General features: G+C 35.4%; 21 protein-coding genes. 13 read left to right on the forward strand and 8 right to left on the reverse strand.

Features of this window, described 5'->3' with window-relative positions; genetic code table 11:
• Window positions 1–268: 268 nt before the first annotated feature.
• From MKX83_RS08150 to MKX83_RS08160, 3 genes are all read left to right on the forward strand, one after another.
• Window positions 269–3,358 (forward strand): efflux RND transporter permease subunit, encoded by a 3,090-nt coding sequence (locus MKX83_RS08150; protein WP_341054963.1) that lies wholly within the window; start codon window positions 269–271, stop codon window positions 3,356–3,358.
• Window positions 3,359–3,553: 195 nt separating this feature from the next.
• Entirely contained in the window at window positions 3,554–4,354 is an 801-nt protein-coding gene (gene proC / locus MKX83_RS08155; RefSeq protein WP_341054966.1) for a pyrroline-5-carboxylate reductase, read from the forward strand.
• A gap of 265 nt (window positions 4,355–4,619) precedes the next feature.
• On the forward strand, window positions 4,620–6,011 hold the full coding sequence (locus MKX83_RS08160; RefSeq protein WP_224939066.1) for an L-cystine transporter: 1,392 nt from the start codon (window positions 4,620–4,622) through the stop codon (window positions 6,009–6,011).
• A 129-nt stretch (window positions 6,012–6,140) separates the two neighbouring features.
• On the opposite strand, the gene MKX83_RS08165 is transcribed toward MKX83_RS08160, so the two are convergent.
• The 3 genes from MKX83_RS08165 to MKX83_RS08175 all read right to left on the reverse strand — a co-directional run bounded on the left by MKX83_RS08165 (window position 6,141) and on the right by MKX83_RS08175 (window position 9,250).
• The gene (locus MKX83_RS08165) at window positions 6,141–7,436 is read right to left on the reverse strand and encodes an NCS2 family permease (RefSeq protein ID WP_341054970.1); all 1,296 of its coding nucleotides are present in this window, start codon (window positions 7,434–7,436) and stop codon (window positions 6,141–6,143) included.
• Window positions 7,437–7,620: 184 nt separating this feature from the next.
• Window positions 7,621–8,619 carry an inorganic phosphate transporter gene (locus MKX83_RS08170; RefSeq protein ID WP_224939067.1) on the reverse strand — a complete coding sequence of 333 codons (999 nt, stop codon included), beginning with the start codon at window positions 8,617–8,619 and terminating at the stop codon, window positions 7,621–7,623.
• Between the two features lie 13 nt (window positions 8,620–8,632).
• On the reverse strand, window positions 8,633–9,250 hold the full coding sequence (locus MKX83_RS08175) for a DUF47 domain-containing protein (RefSeq protein ID WP_095369963.1): 618 nt from the start codon (window positions 9,248–9,250) through the stop codon (window positions 8,633–8,635).
• A gap of 451 nt (window positions 9,251–9,701) precedes the next feature.
• Here MKX83_RS08175 and MKX83_RS08180 point away from each other — a divergent pair, with 451 nt between their 5' ends.
• From MKX83_RS08180 to MKX83_RS08190, 3 genes are all read left to right on the forward strand, one after another.
• Window positions 9,702–11,969: a HelD family protein gene (locus MKX83_RS08180; RefSeq protein WP_341054975.1), complete on the forward strand. Its 2,268-nt coding sequence runs from the start codon at window positions 9,702–9,704 to the stop codon at window positions 11,967–11,969.
• 1 nt (window position 11,970) lies between these two features.
• Entirely contained in the window at window positions 11,971–12,789 is an 819-nt protein-coding gene (locus MKX83_RS08185; RefSeq protein ID WP_341054976.1) for an aldo/keto reductase, read from the forward strand.
• Window positions 12,790–12,900: 111 nt separating this feature from the next.
• A complete protein-coding gene (locus MKX83_RS08190) occupies window positions 12,901–13,161 on the forward strand; it encodes a GlsB/YeaQ/YmgE family stress response membrane protein (protein WP_224939070.1) in 261 nt (86 codons plus the stop codon).
• 190 nt (window positions 13,162–13,351) lie between these two features.
• On the opposite strand, the gene MKX83_RS08195 is transcribed toward MKX83_RS08190, so the two are convergent.
• Complete coding sequence (locus MKX83_RS08195) at window positions 13,352–14,263, reverse strand: RluA family pseudouridine synthase (protein WP_341054979.1); 912 nt, start codon at window positions 14,261–14,263, stop codon at window positions 13,352–13,354.
• 212 nt (window positions 14,264–14,475) lie between these two features.
• On the opposite strand from MKX83_RS08195, the gene MKX83_RS08200 reads away from it, so the two are divergent.
• The gene (locus MKX83_RS08200; protein WP_224939072.1) at window positions 14,476–14,847 is read left to right on the forward strand and encodes a DUF5365 family protein; all 372 of its coding nucleotides are present in this window, start codon (window positions 14,476–14,478) and stop codon (window positions 14,845–14,847) included.
• 77 nt (window positions 14,848–14,924) lie between these two features.
• On the opposite strand, the gene MKX83_RS08205 is transcribed toward MKX83_RS08200, so the two are convergent.
• Both MKX83_RS08205 and MKX83_RS08210 read right to left on the reverse strand, forming a co-directional pair.
• Complete coding sequence (locus MKX83_RS08205) at window positions 14,925–15,398, reverse strand: thioredoxin family protein (RefSeq protein ID WP_341054984.1); 474 nt, start codon at window positions 15,396–15,398, stop codon at window positions 14,925–14,927.
• Entirely contained in the window at window positions 15,395–15,841 is a 447-nt protein-coding gene (locus tag MKX83_RS08210) for a disulfide oxidoreductase (RefSeq protein WP_251161268.1), read from the reverse strand. The genes MKX83_RS08205 and MKX83_RS08210 overlap by 4 nt, the downstream gene beginning before the upstream one ends.
• Window positions 15,842–16,104: 263 nt before the next feature.
• Here MKX83_RS08210 and MKX83_RS08215 point away from each other — a divergent pair, with 263 nt between their 5' ends.
• The 4 genes from MKX83_RS08215 to MKX83_RS08230 all read left to right on the forward strand — a co-directional run bounded on the left by MKX83_RS08215 (window position 16,105) and on the right by MKX83_RS08230 (window position 21,733).
• Complete coding sequence (locus MKX83_RS08215; protein ID WP_341054991.1) at window positions 16,105–17,649, forward strand: bifunctional GNAT family N-acetyltransferase/carbon-nitrogen hydrolase family protein; 1,545 nt, start codon at window positions 16,105–16,107, stop codon at window positions 17,647–17,649.
• Window positions 17,650–17,879: 230 nt separating this feature from the next.
• Window positions 17,880–19,622: a phospho-sugar mutase gene (locus MKX83_RS08220; protein WP_341054993.1), complete on the forward strand. Its 1,743-nt coding sequence runs from the start codon at window positions 17,880–17,882 to the stop codon at window positions 19,620–19,622.
• 343 nt (window positions 19,623–19,965) lie between these two features.
• A complete protein-coding gene (locus MKX83_RS08225; RefSeq protein WP_341054995.1) occupies window positions 19,966–21,084 on the forward strand; it encodes a GAF domain-containing sensor histidine kinase in 1,119 nt (372 codons plus the stop codon).
• Between the two features lie 16 nt (window positions 21,085–21,100).
• Window positions 21,101–21,733, forward strand: coding sequence for a response regulator (locus MKX83_RS08230; RefSeq protein ID WP_095369952.1), 633 nt, complete (start codon window positions 21,101–21,103; stop codon window positions 21,731–21,733).
• Window positions 21,734–21,782: 49 nt separating this feature from the next.
• Here the strand turns inward: MKX83_RS08230 and MKX83_RS08235 are convergent, their stop codons facing one another.
• Window positions 21,783–22,034, reverse strand: a complete 252-nt coding sequence (locus MKX83_RS08235; protein WP_095369951.1) for a YhdB family protein — start codon at window positions 22,032–22,034, stop codon at window positions 21,783–21,785.
• Between the two features lie 199 nt (window positions 22,035–22,233).
• On the opposite strand from MKX83_RS08235, the gene MKX83_RS08240 reads away from it, so the two are divergent.
• Both MKX83_RS08240 and MKX83_RS08245 read left to right on the forward strand, forming a co-directional pair.
• A complete protein-coding gene (locus MKX83_RS08240; protein ID WP_095369950.1) occupies window positions 22,234–22,578 on the forward strand; it encodes a DUF3889 domain-containing protein in 345 nt (114 codons plus the stop codon).
• Between the two features lie 202 nt (window positions 22,579–22,780).
• Window positions 22,781–24,187: a SpoVR family protein gene (locus MKX83_RS08245; RefSeq protein ID WP_095369949.1), complete on the forward strand. Its 1,407-nt coding sequence runs from the start codon at window positions 22,781–22,783 to the stop codon at window positions 24,185–24,187.
• A 117-nt stretch (window positions 24,188–24,304) separates the two neighbouring features.
• Here MKX83_RS08245 and MKX83_RS08250 read toward each other — a convergent pair whose 3' ends face one another.
• Window positions 24,305–25,168, reverse strand: a complete 864-nt coding sequence (locus tag MKX83_RS08250; RefSeq protein WP_095369948.1) for a YitT family protein — start codon at window positions 25,166–25,168, stop codon at window positions 24,305–24,307.
• Between the last annotated feature and the right edge of the window lie 129 nt (window positions 25,169–25,297).

Here is a 25,297-nt window from a genome sequence, read left to right on the forward strand (position 1 = left end):
AAAAACTTCACAATAATATAATTGACACATGACTGACCGGTCAGTTATATTTATTGGTGATGTGACCCACTAGTCATATTCTATAGGATACCCGAGTTTGTCGTCAAGAAAACAAACAAAATAGATTCTATAGAACCAGTAATGGCTTCCTTTTGGGTATGATAGTTAGTATTCTTATTTGTTAGACTTCGTTTACACTGATTTCTACTATATACATAATGGTTATCGGGTAAAGGAGAATCGAATTTTTAAAAAAAGAGGTGTCAATGTGAAGGGCATAGTCAATTTCGTTTTAAAGAATAAGCTCGCTGTGTGGTTATTAACCATAATTATTACAGTTTCAGGTGTTTACTCAACTACACAGATGAAAACTGAAACAATCCCAGATATCTCTATTCCATTTTTAATGGTAAATGGTGTTTATCCTGGTGCCACCCCTGAGCAGGTGATGGAAGAAGTTTCAGTGCCAATTGAACAGGCAGTTGAAGGACTTGAAGATGTCAATGCTGTTTATTCTAATTCAAGTGCGAATGTAGGAAGTATTCAAGTAGAATATAAATATGGCGCTGATATGGATGATAAAAAGGTTGAGCTAGAAAGAGCGATTGCTAATTTAGATCTTCCTGAAGATGTGGAAGAGCCGACTGTGACATCTATCAGCATGAATATGATGCCAGTAGTTGCACTTTCAATTAGTAGTACAGAAGAAGATATTGTTGGACTGACTGAATTAGTTGAAGATGTAATCTTGCCTGATATTGAAAAGATTGAAGGTGTAGCATCTGCAACAATGACCGGTCAACATATTGAACAAGTTGAATTTACTTGGGATGAAGAAGAGCTAGCCAAGTTTGAATTGAATCAAGATGATGTAAAAGAACTGATTCAAGCAAGTGATATGGCATTATCTTTAGGGTTATTTGATTTTGAAGAAGCTGAAGAAGCTGTTTCGGTAGATGGGAAAGTAACAACTATTGATGAGTTGAAAGAAATGATGATCCCAGTAACACCAACTGCCGACCACCCACAACCATTTGTTGAGCTAAGTGAACTTGCTCAAATTGAACAAGTAGGTAAAGTAGAGTCTGTTTCTCGTACAAATGGAGAAAATGCGATTGCGATCCAAATTGTAAAAGGACAACAGGATAACACAGTAGATGTAGTTAATCGTGTAAAAGATTATGTTGAAGAAGAAACAGAAAAGTATGATGGCCTTGCCATTGATATTTCTTTAGACCAGGGTGAACCGATTGAAAAGTCTGTTAGCACAATGGTTGAAAAAGCACTTTTTGGTGGTTTAATTGCTGTATTAATTATTTTACTCTTTTTAAGAGACTTTAAGTCAACGATTATATCCATTGTTTCTATTCCGGTGTCGATTTTTATGGCATTTTTAGTGCTTAATTGGTTGGATATTACGTTAAATATTATGACTCTTGGAGCGGTTACAGTAGCAATTGGTCGTGTAATTGATGACTCGATTGTTGTTGTGGAAAATATATACCGTCGCTTACATTTGAAAGAGGAAAAATTAAATGGTCGTGCTTTAGTAAGGGAAGCGACTATTGAAATGTTTAAGCCGATTCTTTCGTCTACATTAGTAACTGTGGCCGTTTTTGCGCCGTTAATTTTCGTAGGTGGAATGGTTGGTGAACTATTTGTTCCGTTTGCTTTAACGATGACATTTGCATTGGGCGCTTCATTAATTGTTGCGATTACAATTGTCCCAGCCCTCTCTCATTTCTTATTTAAGAAAAAACTTTACGGTAAGAAAGAGGAGAGCAATCATAAAGAAGTAGGTAAACTTGCTTTATGGTATAAAGGCATTCTAAGTAAAGCGTTAAACCATAAAATTATTACGTCAGCTATTGCTATTCTTTTATTAGCTGGATCATTAGCATTGACTCCATTAATCGGTTTTAGCTTCCTTGGAAGTGAAGAAGAGAAGGTAATGTATTTAACATATACTCCTGAAACCGGCGAGAAGATGGATATAACGGAAGAGAATATTTCTGAAGTAGAAGAAGAATTATTAAAACGCGATGATATTGATATACTACAATTGTCCATTAATGACCCAGACAATGTAGATCCTGCTGCTATGATGATGGGTGGCGGCGCTAGTGGGGCTCTTATGTATCTGATTTTTGATCCAGATATGAAGAACTTCCCAGAGGTAAGAGAAGAAATTGAAGAATATGTATTTAATATTGAACAATCTGGTGAGTGGAAATCTCAGGACTTTTCTTCAATGGGTGCGAATACTAGTGAAGTAAGCTATACATTGTATAGTGAGGATTTAGATAAACTAAATGATGCCGTGGCACAAGTGGAAGATGTCATGCATGATACCGATAACTTAGAAGATATTTCATCTACAGCAGAAGATGCTTATGTAGAACATATCTTAAAAGTTGAGCAAGCAGACGTTATGCAGTATGGCTTAACGACAGGTCAAATCGTTATGGCGTTAAACGATAAAGGTAATAGTGAAGTGCTGACAACTGTTCAAAGTGATGGTAATGAAATAGATGTCATTATTCAAACTGAAGCCGCTGAGCCTGCGAAATCAATTGATGAGTTATTAGATACACAGGTTCCGACTGCAACAGGCCAAGAAATGCCATTATCTGAGCTTGTTAATGTAGAAGAAGGGACAACATTAAATACATTGTCTCGTAGTAAAGGTGAGTACTATGCAACTGTCTCTGCCACAGTAACTTCAGATAATTTATCCAAAGTTACGAGTGAACTGGATAAAGGTATCGATGATTTAGACTTGGCACAAGGGGTAACTCTTGATGTTGCTGGTGTAACTGCAGATATGAACGAAACGTTTACGCAATTAGGTTTAGCAATGCTTGCCGCTATTGCGATTGTATATTTCATCTTAGTTGTTACATTTGGTGAGGGTGTTGCACCGTTTGCCATTCTGTTCTCACTACCGTTTGCAGTCATTGGCTCCTTTGTCGGATTATACATTGCAGGGGAAACAATCTCTGTTACGGTTATGATGGGTCTACTCATGTTAATCGGTATTGTTGTTACGAACGCTATCGTATTAGTTGACCGGATCATTCATATGGAAAGAGATGGTATGACGATGAGAGACGCTATTCTAGAAGCGGGTGCCACTCGTCTTCGTCCGATACTAATGACAGCTATTGCTACAATGGGTGCGCTAGTTCCATTATTATTTGGTTCAGGCGGTGGAGGCTTAATCTCTAAAGGATTAGGTATCACAGTTATCGGTGGTCTTGCAAGTTCGACCTTATTAACTCTAGTCGTTGTTCCTATTGTGTATGAAGTATTATCAAAAATGTTTAAAAAGAATCGAAAAGATGTTCAAGATAATTAATTAATAAATAACCCAAAGCATTGATGCTTTGGGTTATTTTTTTCATGAAGTTTATCTAATGAATAAGGGTAGCTTATAGCAAATATGGTTATCATTTGTTCTGCGATTACCTTAAAGGAGTATATTAAACTTTTTTTCAATACAGCTGTGATAATGTTAAAATGAACCAGAGCATGGAAAAGGTGAGTGATAACAATGGAAAAAAAGATAGGGTTTATCGGTTGTGGAAAAATGGCACAAGCGATTATTGGCGGCATATTAAAAAACGGTTTAGTCAGTCATCATGAAATGATTTCAAGTGCAAGAACGAAAGAAACACTACATAAGGTAGAAGAAAAGTATGCGATTCATACAACCCACTCCAATAAAGAAGTGGCGAGAAGCGCCGAAGTAATCTTTTTAGCGGTTCCTCCTAATGATCATAAGGAAGTAATTGATGAAATAAAAGGGGAAGTAAATGAACATAGCATTATCGTAACCATTGCTGCTGGCATTACTCTACATGATATCGAAAAGTACTTTGAACGAAATGTAATGGCAGTACGTACAATGCCAAATACACCTTCATTGGTTGGTGAGGGAATGAGTGTGCTAAGTAGCAACCAGTATATTAATGAAGAGAAATTAAGTAAAGTAATACGCATCTTTTCTGCTATCGGGAAAGTGGAAGTAGTGGATGAGTCATTAATGGATGGCATTCCAGCAATTAGCGGGTCTTCTCCTGCATATGTGTTTTTATTTATAGAAGCATTGGCCGATGGAGCGGTAAAAGACGGTATACCAAGAGACACTGCTTATAAACTAGGTGCTCAGGCAGTATTAGGTGCAGCAAAGATGGTGCTTGAATCTGGTAAACATCCTGGAATGTTAAAAGATGAGGTTTGTACCCCTGGAGGTGCGACTATTGATGCGGTCAGCAAGTTAGAAGAAACAGGATTTCGTTCATCTGTTCTCACTGCTATGAAAGCATGCAGCGAGAAGGTAAGAAGCTTATAAGCAATAAGAGTTTTTATTTTAGCTGTAGCATCGTTAGCTTATTTTAAGCGATGCTGCAGCTTTTTGGCTTTCAAAGGGGATTAAAAAAATCGGCAAAAACAGTTGAAAATGTTAAGTAAGAAAGGCCTATAGATAGATTGGTATATATTCATGAAAAAAGCATATACCATAAAGGATAATTAAATCGTAATTCATACTTGACGTATAGGAATAATCGTATTATCATATAAAATTGTGCAAAAGTAAGATATTAGGAGGGGTAATGATGGATAATGTATGGTTTATTATTAACTTAGCATTAATGATTGGTTTTATTAGTTTATTATTTATTATGCAACGTAAACATATTTCATTTTCTAAAAGAGTCTTTACGGCATTGGGAATAGGTATATTGTTTGGTTTAGCATTGCAACTGATTTATGGATCAACTTCAGAAGTATTGGCAAGGTCGACGGATTGGTTTCAACTAGTTGGTGGGGGTTATGTTAAATTCTTACAAATGATTGTGATGCCACTCGTGTTTATTTCCATTTTAGGAGCATTTACAAGATTGAGCCTCTCAAGTAATATTGGTAAAATTAGTGTATTAATTATCGGAATACTACTTGGAACTACTGCTGTGGCTGCTATTGTAGGTATTGGTTCGGCAACCGTCTTTAATTTAGAAGCCATCCAAATTGAAGAGGGAGATGCAGAGGTCAGTAGAGGGACACAAATGGAAGAAACATCTCAATCACTAGCAGCTCAAACATTGCCTCAACAAATTTTAGAGTTACTTCCTGCAAACCCTTTTCTTGACTTAACAGGAGCGAGAGCGACTTCAACGATATCAGTCGTTATATTTGCAGCAATTTTAGGTATTGCCTACTTGGGCGTACGAAGAAAAACACCTGAGCAAGCAGAGATATTTGCAAAAATTGTCGATGCCTTTTATAGCATTATTATGCGTGTGGTTACACTAATCCTTAGATTAACTCCTTATGGCGTGCTTGCTATTATGACAAAGACAGTTGCGTTAAGTGATTTCTCTGCAATCTACAATTTAGGGAAATTTGTTATTGCTTCATATGTAGCGTTAGCGGTTATGATGCTAATTCACTTGTTATTATTACTATTTGTCGGATTAAGTCCACTACAATACTTAAGAAAAGCATTTCCGGTGCTTGCGTTTGCCTTTACGTCAAGAACAAGTGCTGGGGCATTACCTTTAAATATTAAGGCGCAAAAATCATTAGGGGTATCAGATGGAATAGCCAATTTCGCAGGCTCATTTGGTCTCTCTATTGGACAAAATGGTTGTGCGGGTATTTATCCGGCTATGTTAGCTGTTATGATTGCACCTACGGTTGGGATTAATCCATTACAACCAAGTTTTCTCCTTTCTGTTATCGCTATAGTTGTTATCAGCTCATTTGGCGTTGCGGGAGTAGGTGGAGGAGCAACTTTTGCAGCCATTCTCGTCCTTTCAGCCTTAGATTTACCTATTGCTCTTGCGGGTTTATTAATCTCAATTGAACCATTAATTGATATGGGAAGAACAGCGGTAAATGTAAGTGGATCTATGACTTCGGGTATATTAACGAGTAAAATGACGAAAGATATCGACCAAGAAGTTTATAATGACCCACATAATAAAATTGAAGAAGTAGAAGTCTAACTCATTCAATCCTATACTGGTAAAAAAGAAAATCCGAACACTCATCAATCAGATGCTTGCATTGCTTTAGCATTTGAAGAGGTGTTCGGATTTTTTATTTAGCCAATAGATGTTTCTATTCCTTCCACTTTAATGTGGTAAAAAGAGTAATTGAATGAGAAATAATACAGCGAAAATATAAACGAGTGGATGAACTTGTTTACCTTTGCCTTTAAATATTTTTAAGATGGGATGTGTTATAAACCCGAGTGCAATACCTGTAGCAATACTAGAAGTGAGCGGCATCGTCAAAATAATTAAAAACGCTGGGAAAGCTTCATCAAACTCACCCCATTTAACTTTAACTAAGCTTCCCATCATTAAGCTACCAACAATTATGAGTGCAGGCGAAGTAATGGCAGCAATGCCTGAAACCGCACTGACAAGCGGACTAAAGAATGCAGCAACGATAAAAAGGATACCTACTGTCAAAGAAGTTAGTCCGGTTCGACCACCGGCTGCAACCCCACTAGAAGATTCAATGAAAGCAGTTGTAGGGCTTGTTCCGAACATAGAACCGACAGATGTGGCTAATGAATCAGATAATAAAGCCTGTCTTGCACGTGGCAATTTATTCCCCTTCATTAAACCAGCTTGTTGGGCAACACCAATCATTGTTCCGGTTGTATCAAATATTGTTACTAATAAAAACGAGAAAACCACCGCATAAAGACCATGAGTGATGACGTCCCCAATAGCTGAAATGGGATTGAATACTAAAATGCCTTCTGGAAGCGAAGGTAAAGATGTTAGCCCGTCACTAAACTGTAGTTGCCCAGTAAAGAACGCGATTAAGCCTGTTATAATCATGCCGAAAAACAGTGCTCCAGATACATTTAATATGATTAAAATGAGTGTGATGACTAAACCAACTAGCGTTAATATTGCCGAAGTTGCTGTTAAATCCCCTAAAGCCACAAGATTGCTAGGATCACTTGTAATAATGCCGGACATTCGCAGTCCAACAAATGCAATAAATAAACCAATACCAGCAGAAATTCCTGCTTTTAAGTTTTCTGGAATGGCTTCAATTAATTTTTCACGAAAAGCAGTTAAAGATAAAATCACAAAGATGAGACCTGCTACGAATACGGCAGCGAAAGCTGTTACATAATCTAAGCCCCCACCAACGACAGAATACGCGAAATAAGCATTTAATCCCATACCGGGAGCGATAGCAATTGGATAATTAGCAAAAAGGGCCATCCAAAGTGTACCAACAACTGCTGCAATAATTGTTGCAGTAAAGACTTGATCAAATGGGACACCAGCGTCAGAGAGAATGACTGGGTTAACAACAACAATGTATGCCATTGTTAAAAAAGTTGTAAAACCGGCGAGTATTTCTGTTTTTGCTGTAGAATTGTTTTCTTTTAACTTAAACATTAGAATCCTCCAAGCTGTAAATACATGGTCGTGGAATAATACGAACGAAAAAAGGTCACATGGACTATAGTATTCGTTTTTATGAAGATTTTCAAGTTCTTTATAGTATTTGTTATATATGAGTTCTTATTAGAAGAAGACAAAAAAATCCTTAAGGATGTAAACCCTTAAGGATTTGTATGCATTATAAGAAAGAACTCAAAATCAAATAAGTTAACCCGGCTATTGTTGCTGAAATCGGCAAAGTAATAACCCAAGTTATTAACATACGTTGTGCTGTTCCCCATTTGACTCCTTTTACTCGATGGGCTGAACCTACACCGAGGATAGATGAAGAAATAACATGAGTTGTACTAACTGGCATATGCAGTGCGGTTGCACCAAAAATGACCATTGCCCCCGTAATGTCTGCTGCTACTCCGTTAACAGGGCGAATCTTCATGATTTTACCGCCAACTGTTTTAATGATTTTCCAACCACCAACAGATGTACCTAGTCCCATCGCGATTGCACAAGATAATTGGACCCAAAAAGGAATGTCCGTAGAAGTTACATAGTTATTGGAGATTAACGCTAGTGTGATAATCCCCATCGCTTTTTGTGCATCATTTGTACCGTGGGTATATGATTGCAATGCAGCGGTGAAAATTTGTATCGTTCTAAAATTTCTATTTGTCTTTGTTAAATTATTATTTCTAAAAACAACTTTAAAAATGCTATAAATAATAAATCCGGCTGCAAAAGCAATCAGTGGCGAAAAAATGAGTGCCTGTATGATACCGATAAATCCACTATAGTTTAATGCAGAAAACCCAGCTGACGCAATGGCAGCACCTGCAATTGAGCCAATTAAAGCATGAGAGGATGAACTTGGTATGCCGAAATACCAAGTCAATAGGTTCCAGAAAATCGCTGCTATAAGGGCAGATAGTATGACAATTGAGCCATTTTGTAATGTGAAAGGATCGACAATATCCTTCGTAATCGTTTTCGCTACACCTGTAAAAGTCATTGCACCTACAAAGTTCATTGTTGCAGCTAGTATAATAGCGTGTCTAGGTTTCAAAGCTTTCGTTGACACTGAAGTTGCAATAGCATTTGCTGTATCGTGAAATCCGTTAATAAAGTCAAAAATTAAAGCGAAAATGACGATTAATACTGTGATAATTAAAATTGCATCCATTAGTTATTGCTCCTCACGCGTTTTTCATTATAATTGTTTCGAATGCGTTGGCAACTGTTTGGCAGCTGTCAGCAATTTCCTCTAGGTTTTCGTAAATTTCTTTTTTCTGAATGATGCGAATTGGATCTTTTTCAACGGAAAAAAGATGTTTAATAGATTGGCGTAATACGCCGTCGCATTTTGATTCGAGGTCTTTGATTTTAATTGCATGATCTCGTATTTTTAGCAACTTTTTAGAGGATAATAGCTCAACTGATTTTTCAATTTCTACTGCACTTTGTTGAATAGCTTCTACAAACTTCAACATATATTCATCAGCATTAATGATGGAGTACATTTCAAATAAATCTGCTGTTTGTTCAAAACCATCTAATACGTCATCCATAGCCATTGCAAGATGAAGAATATCTTCTCTTTCAATTGGTGTAATGAAGGCATTGTTTAATTCTTTAATTGTTTCATGAACAAGTGTGTCGCCTTTTGTTTCGTATTCTTTCATTTTTTCTGAGAAAATTTTCAAGTCACTAATGTTATTTAGCTTATAATCGGCGAAATACATTGCTCCTTCTTTTAAGTTGATTGCAATATCACTTAACAATTTATTGAATTTATCTTGTTTTTTAAAAACCATCATTAATACCCCCAGTAATTTTCGGAAAATAAACCCTTCAAACGTTATTATTTTAAACGAAAAATTTTATTGTATAAAGCGTAATTTTCGGGTCTAGAAGAAAAATGTCGAATTGTGTTTAATTGTAATCATATTGTAATGTTTCTTATTATTCAATAAAAATCTTCATATCCCCTGTTACTACTGACTTTATAAGAGTGTGAGTGGGTAAAATTTATTCTATCTTTCATGAATTTGTTGTGTTCGCCTTTACAAAAAATTAATAAAGTTTTTCTTTACTTTTACATTATTCCTTAACTTAATTAATATCTATTCAAATTAGTGCGACTTAAAAGTACTGCGCATTTATTTGATTGTTATGTATTTTTCTGATAATATATATTTCTTCTCACTTACACAACGTCAGATTACTCTCCATCAGCGGCTAATTATAAAAATGGAGGTAAATGATATGACAACGGTACATCAACACCCCGATTACAATGAAGAAAACCAGCGCTTAGAATATACCAAAAGATATATGGAAGCTGTTATTAAAACAGCAGAGACATCGAAGGATAATTTTCAAGACAATATGAAAGCAGCCTTTAAAGATGTCGATTCCAGTTTGGGTTATTCGTCTTTATTAACGAATGCTCGCTTTTTTGATATGTCAAAAGAAGAGCTATCAAGCTTGAAAAAGTCCCGACTGAAACCATATTTTGCAAGAATTGATTTTTCCAGAGATGATCCACCAGTGGAAGAAGTCATCTATATTGGAAAAACATCTTTATACTCAAGAGAAAATCAGGATCAATTAATTGTCGATTGGCGTTCACCAATAGCAAATCTTTATTATGAAGGCAGACTAGGGGATGTTTCGTATGTCTCTAATGGAGAGAATTTTAACGGTGAGCTTTTATTAAAAAGACAATTTATGATGGAGCGTGGCCTCCTTACTGAGATTCGTGATATTGATTTGACAACAAATGATCAATTGCTACAAGAAACGCTAGCTGGAAGTGCAAGTAATCGCCTCACAGAAATCGTATCTACTATACAAGAGGAACAAAATAAAGTTATCAGAGCTGATTTGAATAAACCTATCATCGTTCAAGGCGGTGCGGGAAGTGGTAAAACGACGATTGCTTTACACCGAATTAGTTATTTTATCTTCCAATACAAAGAAAACTTTCAACCTGAGCAATTGATGATTATTGCCCCAAGTAATCTATTCCTTGATTATATTTCCGAAGCGCTACCTGAGCTTGGTGTTGAGAATATTAAGCAAAAAACGTACGAGGATTATGTCATAGGAGCATTACAAAAGAAAAATATAAAATTGAAAAAAGACGATAAGTTAATTCAATTGTTAGAGAAAAATCATCAAAAGGAAACAGTTCATGCGCTTCAAATATCAAAATTGAAGGGATCTAAAGTTTTTCAAACCATACTGAATGAATATATGAAAGAAATATTTCTAACTTTTCATCCGCCTACTGATTTTTATGTTGATAAGTATCGATTATATAAAAGTGCGCGATTTGTAAAATTATTGGAAGAAGATTTTTATTATTTACCTTTGTATAAGAGACTAAATAAGTTACGTTCGATTTTACAAAATGAAATAAAACATAAAAAAAAGAAAATGCTTGAGAAAATTGAAATGTTTTATGATGACAAAATTGAAAGAGCATTATATCAAGCGAAAGATCCCGTGAAGAGAAAAAAATATGTCTCACAAGCCCTTGATAAGAAAGAAGCAAGGTTGAAAGAGATGACAACGGCAATAAAGACATCGGTTGCTACATATATGAAGCAATTTCCTAAAAAGAATATTTGGACTTATTATAAAGATTTATTTCAAAACCCACAGCAATTAGTGAAACGTTCACTTAATCAGTTAACACAAGTAGAAGCAGAAAATATTATTCGTTATCAACAAGACTTGTTTAAGAGGCGAATGTATGAAAGAGAAGATTTAGCTTTATTATTGTATTTGCAGGTTCATTTGTTTGGAATTGAAAAAGAGTGGAAAGTAAAAAACATAGTCATCGATGAGGCGCAAGATTATACGTTCATGGAACTTCTTTCTCTTAAGAAAGCAGCTGATACCGATATGTTTACATTAGTTGGAGACTTAGCGCAAGGTATACACTCTTATAGAGGGCTTACATCTTGGGAGGACGTAAAAGCCGAGATTTTCCCTCGAGCCACTTATACAGAATTGCAGAAGAGTTACCGGACTACTGTAGAAATTATGAAAGCAGCTAATCATATATTAAAAAAACTGCCGTATACCTTTCCTGAAGTAAAGCCAGTTGTTAGACATGGAGAGCATCCGCAGTTTATTCCATCCCGCGAAGGCAAGCACTATATACATGTCCTAGAGGCTAAATTACTTAAAGTCAAAGAAGAAGGGTTTAAAACTTTTGCATTAATTGGGAAAACGATGAACGATTGTATGAAGCTTTATCAACAATTTGAAAAAAATGGCGAAATGCCGGTTTATTTACTAGGAGAACATGGACAAATTCCTAAAGAATCAGTCGTCATTGTTCCGGCTTATTTAGCCAAAGGTTTAGAGTTTGACGTAGTATTTATCTTTTCAATTGATGAAGTATTTACCTCAAAAGCTCCTTTAGAAATACAATTGTTATATGTGGCAATGACTAGACCGCTTCATCGTTTATATTTTTATGGAAATAAAAAAACAGACTTTTTACTTGAGGAGGATTAAGATGGTAAAAATACCTAATGTAAAATTAGCAAATGGGGTCTTGATGCCCCAATTTGGTTTAGGTGTATATAAAGTAGAAGAAGGTAAGGAAGTGGAAAATGTCGTAAGGAATGCGATTCAACTAGGTTATCGCTTAATCGATACTGCAAGCTTCTATGATAATGAAGAAGGTGTTGGTAGAGCAATTGAACAAAGTGGCATACCTAGAGAAGAGCTGTTTATTACGACAAAGGTTTGGAATGATGATCATGGATATGAGCAGACGATTGCAGCTTTTAAGAAAAGTTTGAAAAAATTACATTTATCTTATATTGATTTATATTTAATCCATTGGCCTATGCCAAATAAGTATAAAGATACGTGGCGAGCACTTGAGTATTTGTATGAAGAAGGGTTAATAAAGGCAATAGGCGTTAGTAATTTTCACGAACATCACTTAGAAGAAATAAAAAAAGTCGCAAAAATAATGCCAATGGTCAATCAGGTTGAGTTGCACCCGCAATTATCACAACAACCACTTCGTGAATATTGCTGGAGTAACAACATTCAAGTTGAGGCGTGGGCGCCAATTGCAAGAGGTGAACTTTCTTCGGAGCCACAATTTGTTACCTTAAGTAAAAAATATAATAAAACAGTCTCGCAAATTATTCTGCGTTGGCATATACAAAAACAGGTAATCGTTATACCTAAAACAACGAAATTAAAGAGGCTAGAGGAAAATCAAGCTATATTTGATTTTGCTCTGTCTGACGAGGATATGAGCGTTATTGACGATTATAATAAAAATAAACGGATGGGTAAAAATCCTGACGATTTGTAATTGCTATTTCCATATTAGGAAAAAACTGAATGAATGATTCGTTGAGTGCTTTCACAACCTAAGTGTACATCTAATGAAGATGAAATAGATGTAATGAAGGAGTGAAGAGCATTGTTTAGCTTTTTATGGTCATTAATTATAGGTGGACTTATCGGCTGGGTAGCGAGTTTAATCGCAGGTAGAGATATCCCAGGAGGAGTTATAGGCAATATTATTGCTGGCTTCATCGGAGCTTGGTTAGGGACTCTTATTTTAGGAGACTGGGGACCAGTAATCGCAGATTTTGCTATAATTCCAGCGATCATTGGTGCGATTGTGCTTGCCTTTATCGTAAGTTTCATCATGAGGTCCATGAGGAAATCGACAGATTAAAATAAGTAAAACGAACAATTTGAACTGTACTCCAATTGTTAGAAATGAGCTAACAATTGGAGGTGCAGTTTTTTTATGGCTAAATTTAAGGAGCACTTCACTTCGAATTTGCTCGTTGTTTTGTGTTTTTATTATCGATTGTAAATAGATAAATAAAAGAGCTGATAATAGACTTTGTACTTTGTTTCCTTTATGGACATAATGAGCGGAAGTCTGCTGGTGCCGGACAAGTGATCTCCTGTTTTTCTTTTGTGAAGGGGTGCTGCCATTCAAGTTTATAAGCATGTAATGCTTGTCTAGTTAGCAGGTTCTTTCCTCCATATAAATGATCACCAACGAGTGGATGTCCGATATGACTTAAATGGACACGAATTTGATGGGTTCTGCCTGTATCGAGTTGACAAGTAATGAGTGAAATATTTTTTTTGCTATCATAAGCTTGGACGTCATAGGTCGTTTTGGCATATTGCCCTGTAGTTGAGACTCTCCGCTTATTGGAATGATGGCGATCCTTTCCGATTGGGAGTTCAATACTATCATGTTTACTTTTTAGTTGGCCATGGACGAGAGCCATATACGTGCGCTTGATAGATCTTTGTGCAAGTGCTGTATCAAGGATAGCACCTGCTAAAGAATGTTTAGCAAACAGTATCACTCCAGATGTCTCCTTATCTAATCGGTGAATATGTCGAATGTAAGTAGATTCACCCTGAAGTTGCATATAATATTTGGCTGCATCTAAAAGGGTATTTTTTTGAACTAAGGTGTGTGGGTGTGTTTCCATCCCAGCAGGTTTGTTAAAAATGATTAAATGATCATCCTCGTACCTAACATCTACATCTGTATAGAAACCATCATTCTCAAGCGTTTCTACCTGAGGGTCCGTTAAAAGTTTGAATTGTAACCGATCTCCTTGGATTAGTGGCTTTTCCCATACAATAGGGTTGTTATTCTTTTTTACGCATCCCTCCATGCGCATTTGATGGGTCAGCTTTTTAGGGGCGCCCCAAATCTCTCTAAACAATTGCGTTGCAGATTGACCAGCCCATTTTTTTGGAATGGTTAATTCAAACCATTCTCCTTTTTTACTTACTGTTACCATTATTTACTTCCTTCCTTTTAAGCATATCATATAGTGTTTATTCATATAGATGAAAGTGTATTTAACAAGGATTATTCAAGTTCTCTTGTAGAAAACGATATTTGCATCAATAGTATATAAAATCATGGTGATAATTACCACCGAGAGGCAAAAGTAGTTTATGCTATTCTATTGGTAATCATGAAGTATTAGTGAACAAAGGTGGGTTACTTGTGAAAGTAGTTTTTGCGGCAACAACAGAACAAGAGGAGCAAATTGAAGCATTGGTCGATAAAATGTTTCATCATGTTTTACCTCATTATTTTTCAGAAAAAGAATTACAGACATTTGGTGACATGAATATTTTAAAGCCGACAGAGAAGTGTATGGAAACTTTAGGAGATGCTTATTCGGTATTGGCTAGCTTACAAACTTTAATGCACCTCCTTGAAGATGCAGGGCTGAAGAAAGAGCATTGTGAGTTATTTAAAAGAAATACTGAGATTTTAAATCGTTTTGATATCTCTTTTCCATTTTCCTTTCATCATTTCCTTCCTGAACAAACGAAAGAGCCAATAAATATAGACCAAGCATACTTACAGTAAGAATCATTTAAAAGGGAAATACAAAAAAACGACCAAATTTATTTATGAACATTGGTCGTTTTTTTATTTATCCGTTTTTATTCTGTTACGTTTTCTTCAAACCAATCTTGAAATACAGCTTCTTCTTGGTATCCTGTAATACGAGCTACTTCTTTTCCATCTTCATAATGCACAATAGTTGGTGTTTCTGAAATACCAAAGTCATTCCAACCTTGATCGAATTCTAGTAAGTTGTATTGTAATAAGTTAACGCCCATATCATCAGATAAAGGAGCAACAATCGGAGTTGTTCTTTGGCAGTGAGGGCATGTTGGGCTAAAAAAGTATACCGTAGCTTCGCCGCTTTCACTTAATTGACTCTCTAAATCCTCTGGTAACACAATATTGCTATAATTAGGATCATCTAACTGATCAATCGTTTCTTGCTCTAAATCAGTTGTTCCATAAGGGTTGTCCCCTGAAACTTTTTGATCGTTCTGCATTTTTGTTAACAGTGCAACTCCGCCAAAAAGAATAATAATGACTGCTAAGAATATGATGATTTTTTTCATTTGGTCTTCTCCCCCTTTGTTTTTTTCCATATCATGACACTACAAATAAAAATAATAATAAATGCAACCAATGCTAGAAATGGAATAGTGATAAAGCCAAACCAGTTAATATACTGTCCCGTACAAGGAACTCTGCCACATGCTGGAGCACTTTCAGTTAAAAAAGAAAGCTTTTGAATACCGTAATGGTAAATAGAGATGAGTCCTCCAATTCCAGATAAAATCATAGTATAAAAGCTGATTCGAAAGTCTTTTTTAACTACTGCTATGCCTAAAATGGCAATTAGAGGATACATAAGAATTCTTTGGTACCAGCATAATTCACATGGTTCATACTGTCTAATTTCCGAAAAATATAAACTGCCGAAAACAGCAATGACTGAGGCAGCCCATGCAGTAAACAGAATACTTTCCCTAGCATCCTTCTTTTCTGTTGGTTTCATAACGTTCTCCCTTTTTTCATATTTATAGGCGAAATGAAAAATATGTATACTAACGTATTTTAACAAATTATACGTCTCTTTAACGTAAAAATAAACGATGCTTGAGAAAATTCTATAAAAAGTCATAAAATCAACACAAATCAAGCATAGTTATGTGTTGACAAACGAATCTATAGGGAGAACATTTGACCAAGATTAGAAAAGGGTAAATAGGGGTATAAGAGTAACAAACGTTTGTTTCAATGAACATAAGGGGAGTATTTATGAGAAAATTAGATTTAAGCAAATTTGAGAAAAAAATGATTATTAGAAACATGAGAGAAGAAGATATCGATAAAATTATTGCGCTACAAGAGGTATGTTTTCCAGGAATGGATCCATGGAAAAGAGATCACCTTGAAAGCCATTTAAATATATTTTCGGAAGGACAATTTGTAGCAGAGTATGATGGTGAAATCATTGGTTCTTGTTCCAGTTTAATTATTAATTTTGATGAATATGATGATCGCCATACTTGGGCTGATGTCACTGATGACGGTTATATAACTAACCATAATGATGATGGCTACAATCTGTATGGTATTGAAGTAATGGTTCATCCTGAATATCGTAGAATGAAGATTGGTCACCGTCTATACGAGCAAAGAAAGGACCTAGCTCGGGAGTTAAATCTCAAGAGTATTATTATTGGAGGGCGAATCCCTAATTATCATAAGCATGCAAAAGAGATGAGTCCGAGAGAATATGTTAATGAAGTATCCCTTCATAAAATATATGACCCTGTACTATCCTTTCAATTATTAAATGGTTTTACACTAATGAGGATAAATCCTAATTACTTGCCAGATGATAGGCAATCCAATAAATACGCAACGTTAATGGAATGGAATAATGTTGATTATAAATCAACAACGAAAAGATTTTATAAAACAAGTTATCCAGTTAGAATTTGTGTTGTACAATATATGATGCGTCAAATTCAATCGTTCGAAGACTTCGCCAGTCAAGTCGAGTATTTCACAGATGTTGCCTCAGATGCAGAAGCGGACTTCGCAGTTTTTCCAGAGATATTTACGACGCAATTAATGTCATTTCTGGACGAGAAAGTACCGAGTCTTGCCATAAGGAAGCTTACTGAGTATACAGAAGAGTATATTCAATTATTCACTGATTTAGCAGTTAGGTATAACATAAATATTATAGGTGGATCTCATTTTGTAAAAGAGGATGAGGATAAAATTTATAATATAGCCTATTTATTTAGACGTGATGGTACGATTGAAAAGCAATATAAACTCCATATTACGCCTAATGAAAGAAAATGGTGGGGGATATCCCCTGGTGACGCTGTCCGCGTTTTTGATACGGATTGTGGAAAAATTGCGATTCAAATTTGTTATGATATTGAATTCCCAGAATTAGCGCGAATTGCGACTGATATGGGAGCAAAAATTATATTCGTTCCTTTTTGTACCGAGGACAGAGAAGGTTATTTACGTGTTCGATACTGTGCACAAGCTCGGGCCATTGAAAATCAAATTTATACAGCAATATCAGGTACAGTCGGGAATTTACCACAAACAGAAAATATGGATATACAGTATGCACAATCAGCGATTTTTTCACCTTCAGATTTCGAGTTTGCTAAGGATGGAATTGTCGGGGAGACGAATGCAAATATTGAAATGGTGCAAATTGGTGATGTAGACTTAGAGGTATTAAGAAGGAAAAGACAAGACGGTACAGTAAGACATTTGAAAGATAGAAGGCATGATATTTATCAAATTCAATATCGTAATCATAAATAAATTCTATAGACAGCTATCCTGCACGAACAAATTTATTTGTTCGTGTTCTTTTTGGGAAATGATGAATGTGGACTCTTAGGGATATATCCTTTAAAGAAATTGAAATAGAAACTGCAGTAATTGATTGAAAATTTTATAAAAATCCACTATTTTTAATAAGAGAGAATAGCTTACAAAATGGATTAATTTAGTCGATAATGGAAAGAGGTATTTAACTAGGGGGGAAAACGATGGATTGGAAAAGCAATGTAGATAGATGGAATACATATTCGCAATTGACTACTGAAATGAAAGAAGAATTAATTCAATTAAATGACAATGAAAACCACTTAGAAGATGCATTTTATAAAGACCTCGAGTTCGGAACAGGTGGGATGAGAGGAGAGATTGGTGTAGGCACAAATAGAATGAATATTTATACCGTTAGAAAAGCATCTTACGGTTTAGCCAAATACATAATTGAAAAGGGACAGGAAGCAAAAGCAAGAGGTGTAGTGATTGCCCATGATTCAAGACATATGTCACCAGAATTTGCTTTAGAAGCGGCAAAAACGCTTGCTTCAAATGATATTCAAACATATATCTTCGATGAGTTAAAACCCACACCTGAGCTTTCGTTTGCTGTAAGGTATTTGCATGCATATGCTGGTATTGTCATTACGGCTAGTCATAATCCAAAAGAATACAATGGTTTCAAAGTATACGGGCCGGATGGAGCACAATTGATACCAGAAGATGCCGATACAGTTATAGCAAAAGTAAATCAAATTGAAAACGAGTTACTTATTGAAGTAGAGGAAGAAGCACTGTTAAGAGAGAGAGAACTGATTGTTACAATCGGCGAATCTATTGATCGTGCTTATGTTCAAAAGTTACAGACAATTTCAGAAGACCGTTCTATAGGAGAAAAAACGGATCTTTCTATCGTATTTTCTCCATTACATGGCACTGGCAATAAACCGGTTAGAGAAGGGCTTGCAAGCTTGAATTATAAGCATGTTCATATTGTAGAGGAACAAGAAAAACCTGATGGTGATTTTCCTACAGTAGATAGCCCTAATCCTGAAGAAAGGTCTGCATTTACGTTGGCTATAAAAAAAGGGAAAGAGGTAAATGCTGATTTACTTATTGCTACTGACCCCGATGCGGACAGATTAGGAATAGCAGTTAAAAATGATAAAAATGAGTATGAGCTTCTGACAGGCAATCAGACAGGTGCTCTAATTCTTTACTACATGCTAGCACAAAAGAAGGATAAAGATAGCATTCCGTCAAATGGAATTGTATTGAAAACAATTGTAACTTCAGAGCTAGGAAGAGAAATTGCAGCTTCGTTTGGTTTAACTACAAAAGATGTACTTACAGGCTTTAAATTTATTGCTGAGAAAATAAAAGAATATGAAACAACAGGTGAGTATAAATTCCTTTTTGGTTATGAAGAAAGCTATGGTTATTTGATTGGTGATTTTGCAAGAGATAAGGATGCTGTTCAAGCAGCACTATTAATTGCTGAAGCAGCTGCTTTTTATAAAGAAAAGGGCCAAACCCTTTATGATGTATTAATGATGATTTATGAAAAGTATGGTTATTTCCGTGAAGGATTAAAGTCGATAACTTTAAAAGGCAAAGCAGGTACAGAAACAATTGCAAACATACTCTCTACGTTTAGAAATGCATCTTCAATTGATATAGAAGGTCTTAGTCATATCGCGACAGAAGATTATTTAATAAGTATTCGTACAGAAAGTGATCATCGTTCGGATATTCATCTTCCGAAATCTAATGTATTAAAGTACTTCTTCGCTGATGGTACATGGATTTGTTTACGCCCATCAGGAACGGAACCAAAGATTAAGTTTTACTTCGGTGTTAAAAGCGAATCATTAAGCTTGAGTCAAGAAAAGCTTGACCATGTTCAAGTGGAACTAATGAAGAAAGTGGATCAATTGATACAAGAGGAATTGAAAAACTAAAAAAATTCGAACATCATTCAAATCTTAAAGGATGAGAATATGTTCGATTTTTTTATTCAAGTAATGGCCTTGTTAATCCCTCATGAACCCTAGGGTAAATAAAAGTAAAGTTCATTAAAGAGATCATTGTAGTAAAGGTTTGTTTTAGCAGTAGCTTATTTAAAGCCAAACAAAGTGGATTCGCGTTTTGAGGATAATTGCTGAGGATTCACCAATTTTAGTTAAAAGTAGTAGCAAATAAGCTTCATATATACGACCTTAGGCTGAGATATTTTCATCGATGCGAATGAAGATCATTACATAAATACTCGTTATAATAGTCATAAAGAGAGGGTTAAAGAGAATGGCGGATCAACAAATTCGTGAAGCAGTCATACTTAAGGAAATAGCGGAATTACTTAATGAAGGAAGCGAAATGAAAGAAACATTGTCTGCTGTATTAGAAAGATTGCTACAAGTCACTCAATTACAAACAGGCTGGCTTTTTTTAATCAAGAACCATGAACCAACACTAATCGCACATCATCAATTGCCCCAAGCATTAACAACAAATCAGTTAGCTCCGATGTGTTCGAAAGAATGCTGGTGTGTAAATCGTTACAATAACGGTGAATTAAACCGTGCGAGTAATATTATCAATTGTAAAAGAATTGAAGAGGCAAAAAAGAATGGATATGCTGACATTGAAGGTTTAACCCATCATGCAACAGTTCCCCTTCGCTTTGGTGAAGAAATGTTCGGCATTTTAAATGTAGGAGCTCCGAATAAAATTCATTTCACAGAAAAGGAACTTTCTTTATTAGAATCTGTTGCTTTTCAAATAGGATCGACATTAAAAAGAATGGCATTAACTGAGAGGGAACGAGAAATGGCACTTATTGAGGAAAGAAATCGCCTTGCACAGGAATTGCATGACTCTGTCAATCAATTGTTATTTTCGGTTAGTTTAACGGCTCGAGGAGGAAGAGAGATAACAAAATCTAAAACTGTTCAAGAAACATTTACTTATATACAAGAGCTTTCCCAACAAGCACTTCATGAAATGCGTGATCTGATCTGGCAGTTACAACCAAAAAGTCTAGAAAACGGGTTGCTTACATCATTAAAAGAATACAGTGAAATGCTTGGGCTTCAGTTACATTGTCATGTTAATACATTAACAAATATTTCTCCACAAACAGAAGAAACTTTATGGAGGATAGCTCAAGAGGCAATGATGAATTGTAAGAAGCATTCTGGTCAGGATAAGATTGATATTGCAATTGATTTCAACCAGGATAAACAGATAATACAGATGAGTATAACTGATCAGGGTGTAGGATTTAATTACAGTCCATCTGTATTCTTACCTTCCCATGGATTGCGAAATATGCGTCAACGAGCTGAACGGCGGAATGGTACAATGGAAATAACTACTAGTGAAGGGGAGGGGACGAAGATCATTATACGCCTGTTCAATTGAGAGGAGGGTCTAACGGGTGAATGTATTAATTATTGACGATCATCATGTTGTAAGAAAAGGGCTTATCTTTTTTTTGAAAACACAAAAGGATATCCATATTGTTGGTGAAGGAAGTACTGGAGAGGAAGCAATAAAATTAACAGAACAATGTATGCCTGATCTTATTTTAATGGATCTTGATATGCCTGACATGAATGGAATCGAAGCAACTAAAGCAATTAGAAAGAAATTTCCTCAAGTAAAAATACTCATACTGACAAGTTATTCAGATCAAAGCCATTGTATCCCTGCAATAGCAGCCGGCGCATCAGGTTATCAACTTAAGGATGTTGAACCAGATGAGCTCGTAAAAACGATGAATGAAATAATGGACGGGGAAAATTATATCCACCCTAAAGCGACCACTCATTTAATGTCAAAATTCTCACATGAAAATGAGGACATACATTTATGGCATGAACTTACAAAAAGAGAAAAAGAAGTATTATCCGAAATGGGTAAAGGTAAATCCAATAAAGAAATAGCGACCGATTTATTTATAACAGAGAAAACGGTAAAAACACATGTGTCTCATATATTATCAAAGTTAGACGTCGATGACCGCACGCAAGCGGCCATTTTTGCAGTGAAAAATAACTTTGTCAAATAAAAGAAGAGCACTACAAATAGATAGTGCTCTTACATTATTTGGTGGAATTCTACATAAAATAGGGTGAAGCTGTTTTCATTTCTTCTTCCGATAATTGATTGGCGTGATCAATATAACGTAGAAGTGTATATAGATGCTGTTCGATAATCGTGTAATCTTTTTCAAAATTGTACGCATGTAGAAAATGCTCGATTTTTTTCGCTAAAAATTGATCACTTGTTCTAACCATAAGAATGAGTAAATTATCCCATTCGGATCGGTGAGTATAATATAACGCACGGTCATAATCCACTTTATTCATTTTCATTCTCCTCCCTTGGGAGTTAAGATTAGTTTGAGCCATAATGAATTATTTTTTCAACCAAAAATTTGGTCAACCTGTTATTGCACGTTTATCAAGTTTTACCTGTATAAAAATAAATTTCTTACATTGATACATAATCGAGTTACAATTTGAAAAAGATAGAAGTAGTAATTTTAGATAAACGGGGGTTTATTGTATGAAAAAGCTACTTTTATTGTTACTTACTGTAGTATGTTTAAACTACATTCAGGCACCAGTATTTGCCGACGTACATACACATGGAGAACATAAAGAAAAAGTCGATTATAAAAAATACGGCAGAATTGCAACAGTGGTTGTGAAGGAAGATTACCCAGAGGAAGAAGTTGTTGATTATCAGTATGCTGGAAGACGGATGATTTCAGAAAATGAAGTCATTGATACTTTTATATTTCAAGTAAAAGAGGATGGAAAAGATTTGACTGTGCTTGTTAAAGTAACTCATCGACTAGACGATAGTAAATTTTTAAATTTAACTGTTGAAGAGCAGGAGCGAAAGTGAAAAGAATGTAGTAAACGCCTAGCGTCTCCTTTAGAAAAAAATAATTATTTCACAAAGGATGCTCATTTTAAGGGCATCCTTTGTTTGTCTAAATGAGGATTAAATGGATCACTAAAAGTCTTGTTTGAAAGACTGAAGTATACTCATCATTCTCTTTTTTCTATCATAGATTATGTTAAAGGTGAAGATAGGGAGTGAGAGAATGCTTGGTAGTGAACATAAATCGTTAGAGTATGCAATAGACGAAATCACAGAAATCGCCACAGGTTTTGGGCTGGATTTTTATCCGATGAGATATGAGGTATGTCCAGCAGAAATAATTTATACTTTTGGTGCTTATGGGATGCCAACAAGGTTTTCCCACTGGAGTTTTGGAAAGCAATTTTTTAAGATGAAACTACATTATGATCTCGGTTTGTCGAAAATATATGAATTGGTGATTAACTCTGATCCCTGTTATGCTTTTTTATTAAATTCCAACTCTTTAATTCAAAACAAATTAATTGTCGCACATGTCCTTGCTCACTGTGACTTTTTTAAAAATAATGTTCGATTCCAAAATACAAAGAGAGATATGGTTGAAAGCATGTCTGCTACGGCAGAGCGTATTAGAAAATATGAAATTGACTATGGAAAAAAAGAAGTAGAGACATTTTTAGATGCCATTTTAGCTATTGAAGAGCATATAGATCCTTCTCTTATGCGCCCGAAATTTATTTGGGATCATGAAGAAGAAGAAGAGAGCTCGTCTTTCCATGTTGAAACGCCTTATGACGATTTATGGGGACTTGATCAAAAAGAAGTAAAACAGAAAAAGAAAAAAATGAAGAAGTTCCCACCTAAGCCAGAAAAAGATATACTTTTATTCATTGAACAATACAGCCGTGAATTGACTGATTGGCAGAGAGATATCTTAACAATGATGCGAGAAGAGATGCTCTACTTTTGGCCACAACTTGAGACGAAAATTATGAACGAAGGCTGGGCCTCCTTTTGGCATCAACGAATTTTAAGGGAGATGGATCTTACTTCTGGAGAAGCTTTGGAATTTGCGAAATTAAATGCTGGTGTTGTGCAACCATCAAAAACAAGTATTAACCCTTATTACCTTGGCTTGAAGATTTTTGAGGATATTGAAGAACGATATAATCACCCTACGGAAGAAATGATTAGGAGAGGAGTAGAGGTTGGCTCTGGTAGGGAAAAAATGTTTGAAGTACGAGAAATTGAATCTGATATCTCGTTTATCCGGAATTACTTGACAAAAGATTTAGTGATGAGAGAGGATATGTATTTATTTCAAAAGCAAGGAAAAGATTATAAAGTTGTCGATAAAGGATGGGAAAATGTGCGCGATCAGCTAGTTAGTATGAGAGTAAATGGGGGATTTCCTTATCTGACGGTAAATGATGGAGATTATATGAAGAATGGTGAGTTGTATTTAAAGCATTGGTTTGAAGGGATTGAGCTTGATTTGAAATACTTAGAGAAAGTTCTGCCTTATGTATATCAGTTATGGGGAAGAGCGGTTCATATGGAAACAATTGTAGAAGAGAAGGAAATGGTTTTTACTTATGATGGAAAGGCGCTTCATAGAAAATATCTATAAAGGTGACCACTGAAAATTCAATGATCATGACAAATACGAACAGTTGAGGATTCGCTTCTGTTCGTATTTTTATGGGTGGTGGTTAAACAGCAATAGATGAATGGCAGTATTTTAAAACTAATGAAGAGCAGATTTGAATTTACTACCTCGTGCTTCTTGTGTGTCCATTATGGTTGTAAAAGCAAGAGGATCAATCTCAGCAATGATAGTTTTAAGTTTAGATATTTCTAATCGAGTCACAACAACATAAATAATTTCTTTATCAGTATTAATATATCCACCTTTGCCGTTCAACTTCGTCACACTTCTTCCTAGCTTTGTAATAATACAATCAGCCATCTCCTTATAATGGTCAGAAACGATGAGCACAGCTTTCGTATCTCCTTCAAAACCTTGTACAACCATATCAATCGTTTTAGAAGCAATATAGTAAGTGATGATTGAATACATGGCTTGTTCCCACCCCAAGACGAATCCTGCCCAGACAAAAACGAAAATATTAAAGAACATGATAAATTCCCCTATAGAAAAGGGGATTTTTTTTGTTAAAAGAATTGCCATAATATCAGTTCCATCTAACGCACCACCATGTCGAATGACTAGCCCCACTCCTGCTCCTAGGATGACACCTCCGAATACTGTTGCCAGTAACGGGGTAGATGTAAAAGGAGAGGTATGATGAAATAGTGATTCGACTCCTGCTAAAGAGATAATGCCTATTAGGGAAGCAAGAAAAAAACTTTTTCCTAATAGCTTATAACCAGCAATTAAAAAAGGAATATTAAAACAAATAAATAATACACCGAAATGGATGGTTGTTAAATGGTTAACGATTAAGGAAATACCAATAATGCCACCATCTATAATCAGATTTGGTATAAGAAATAATTCAATTGATAAAGCAGCAAGTGTAGCACCAGCAATGATCATTAAGAACTTATAAATAAAATATGCTTTACGGTTGATGAGTGCTTTTATCATGAAAAATCCTACTTTCTGTTGAAGAAGCTTTAGTCGTATGGTTTTGTTATTATGTGTAAAATATTATTTTTGTAAACAATACCATATTTTGGACTATAAACAAACTTTTCATTCGATTTCATACAAAAC

The organism is Cytobacillus sp. FSL M8-0252, from assembly GCF_038007345.1.
Classification (GTDB): Bacteria; Bacillota; Bacilli; order Bacillales; family Cytobacillaceae; genus Cytobacillus; species Cytobacillus kochii.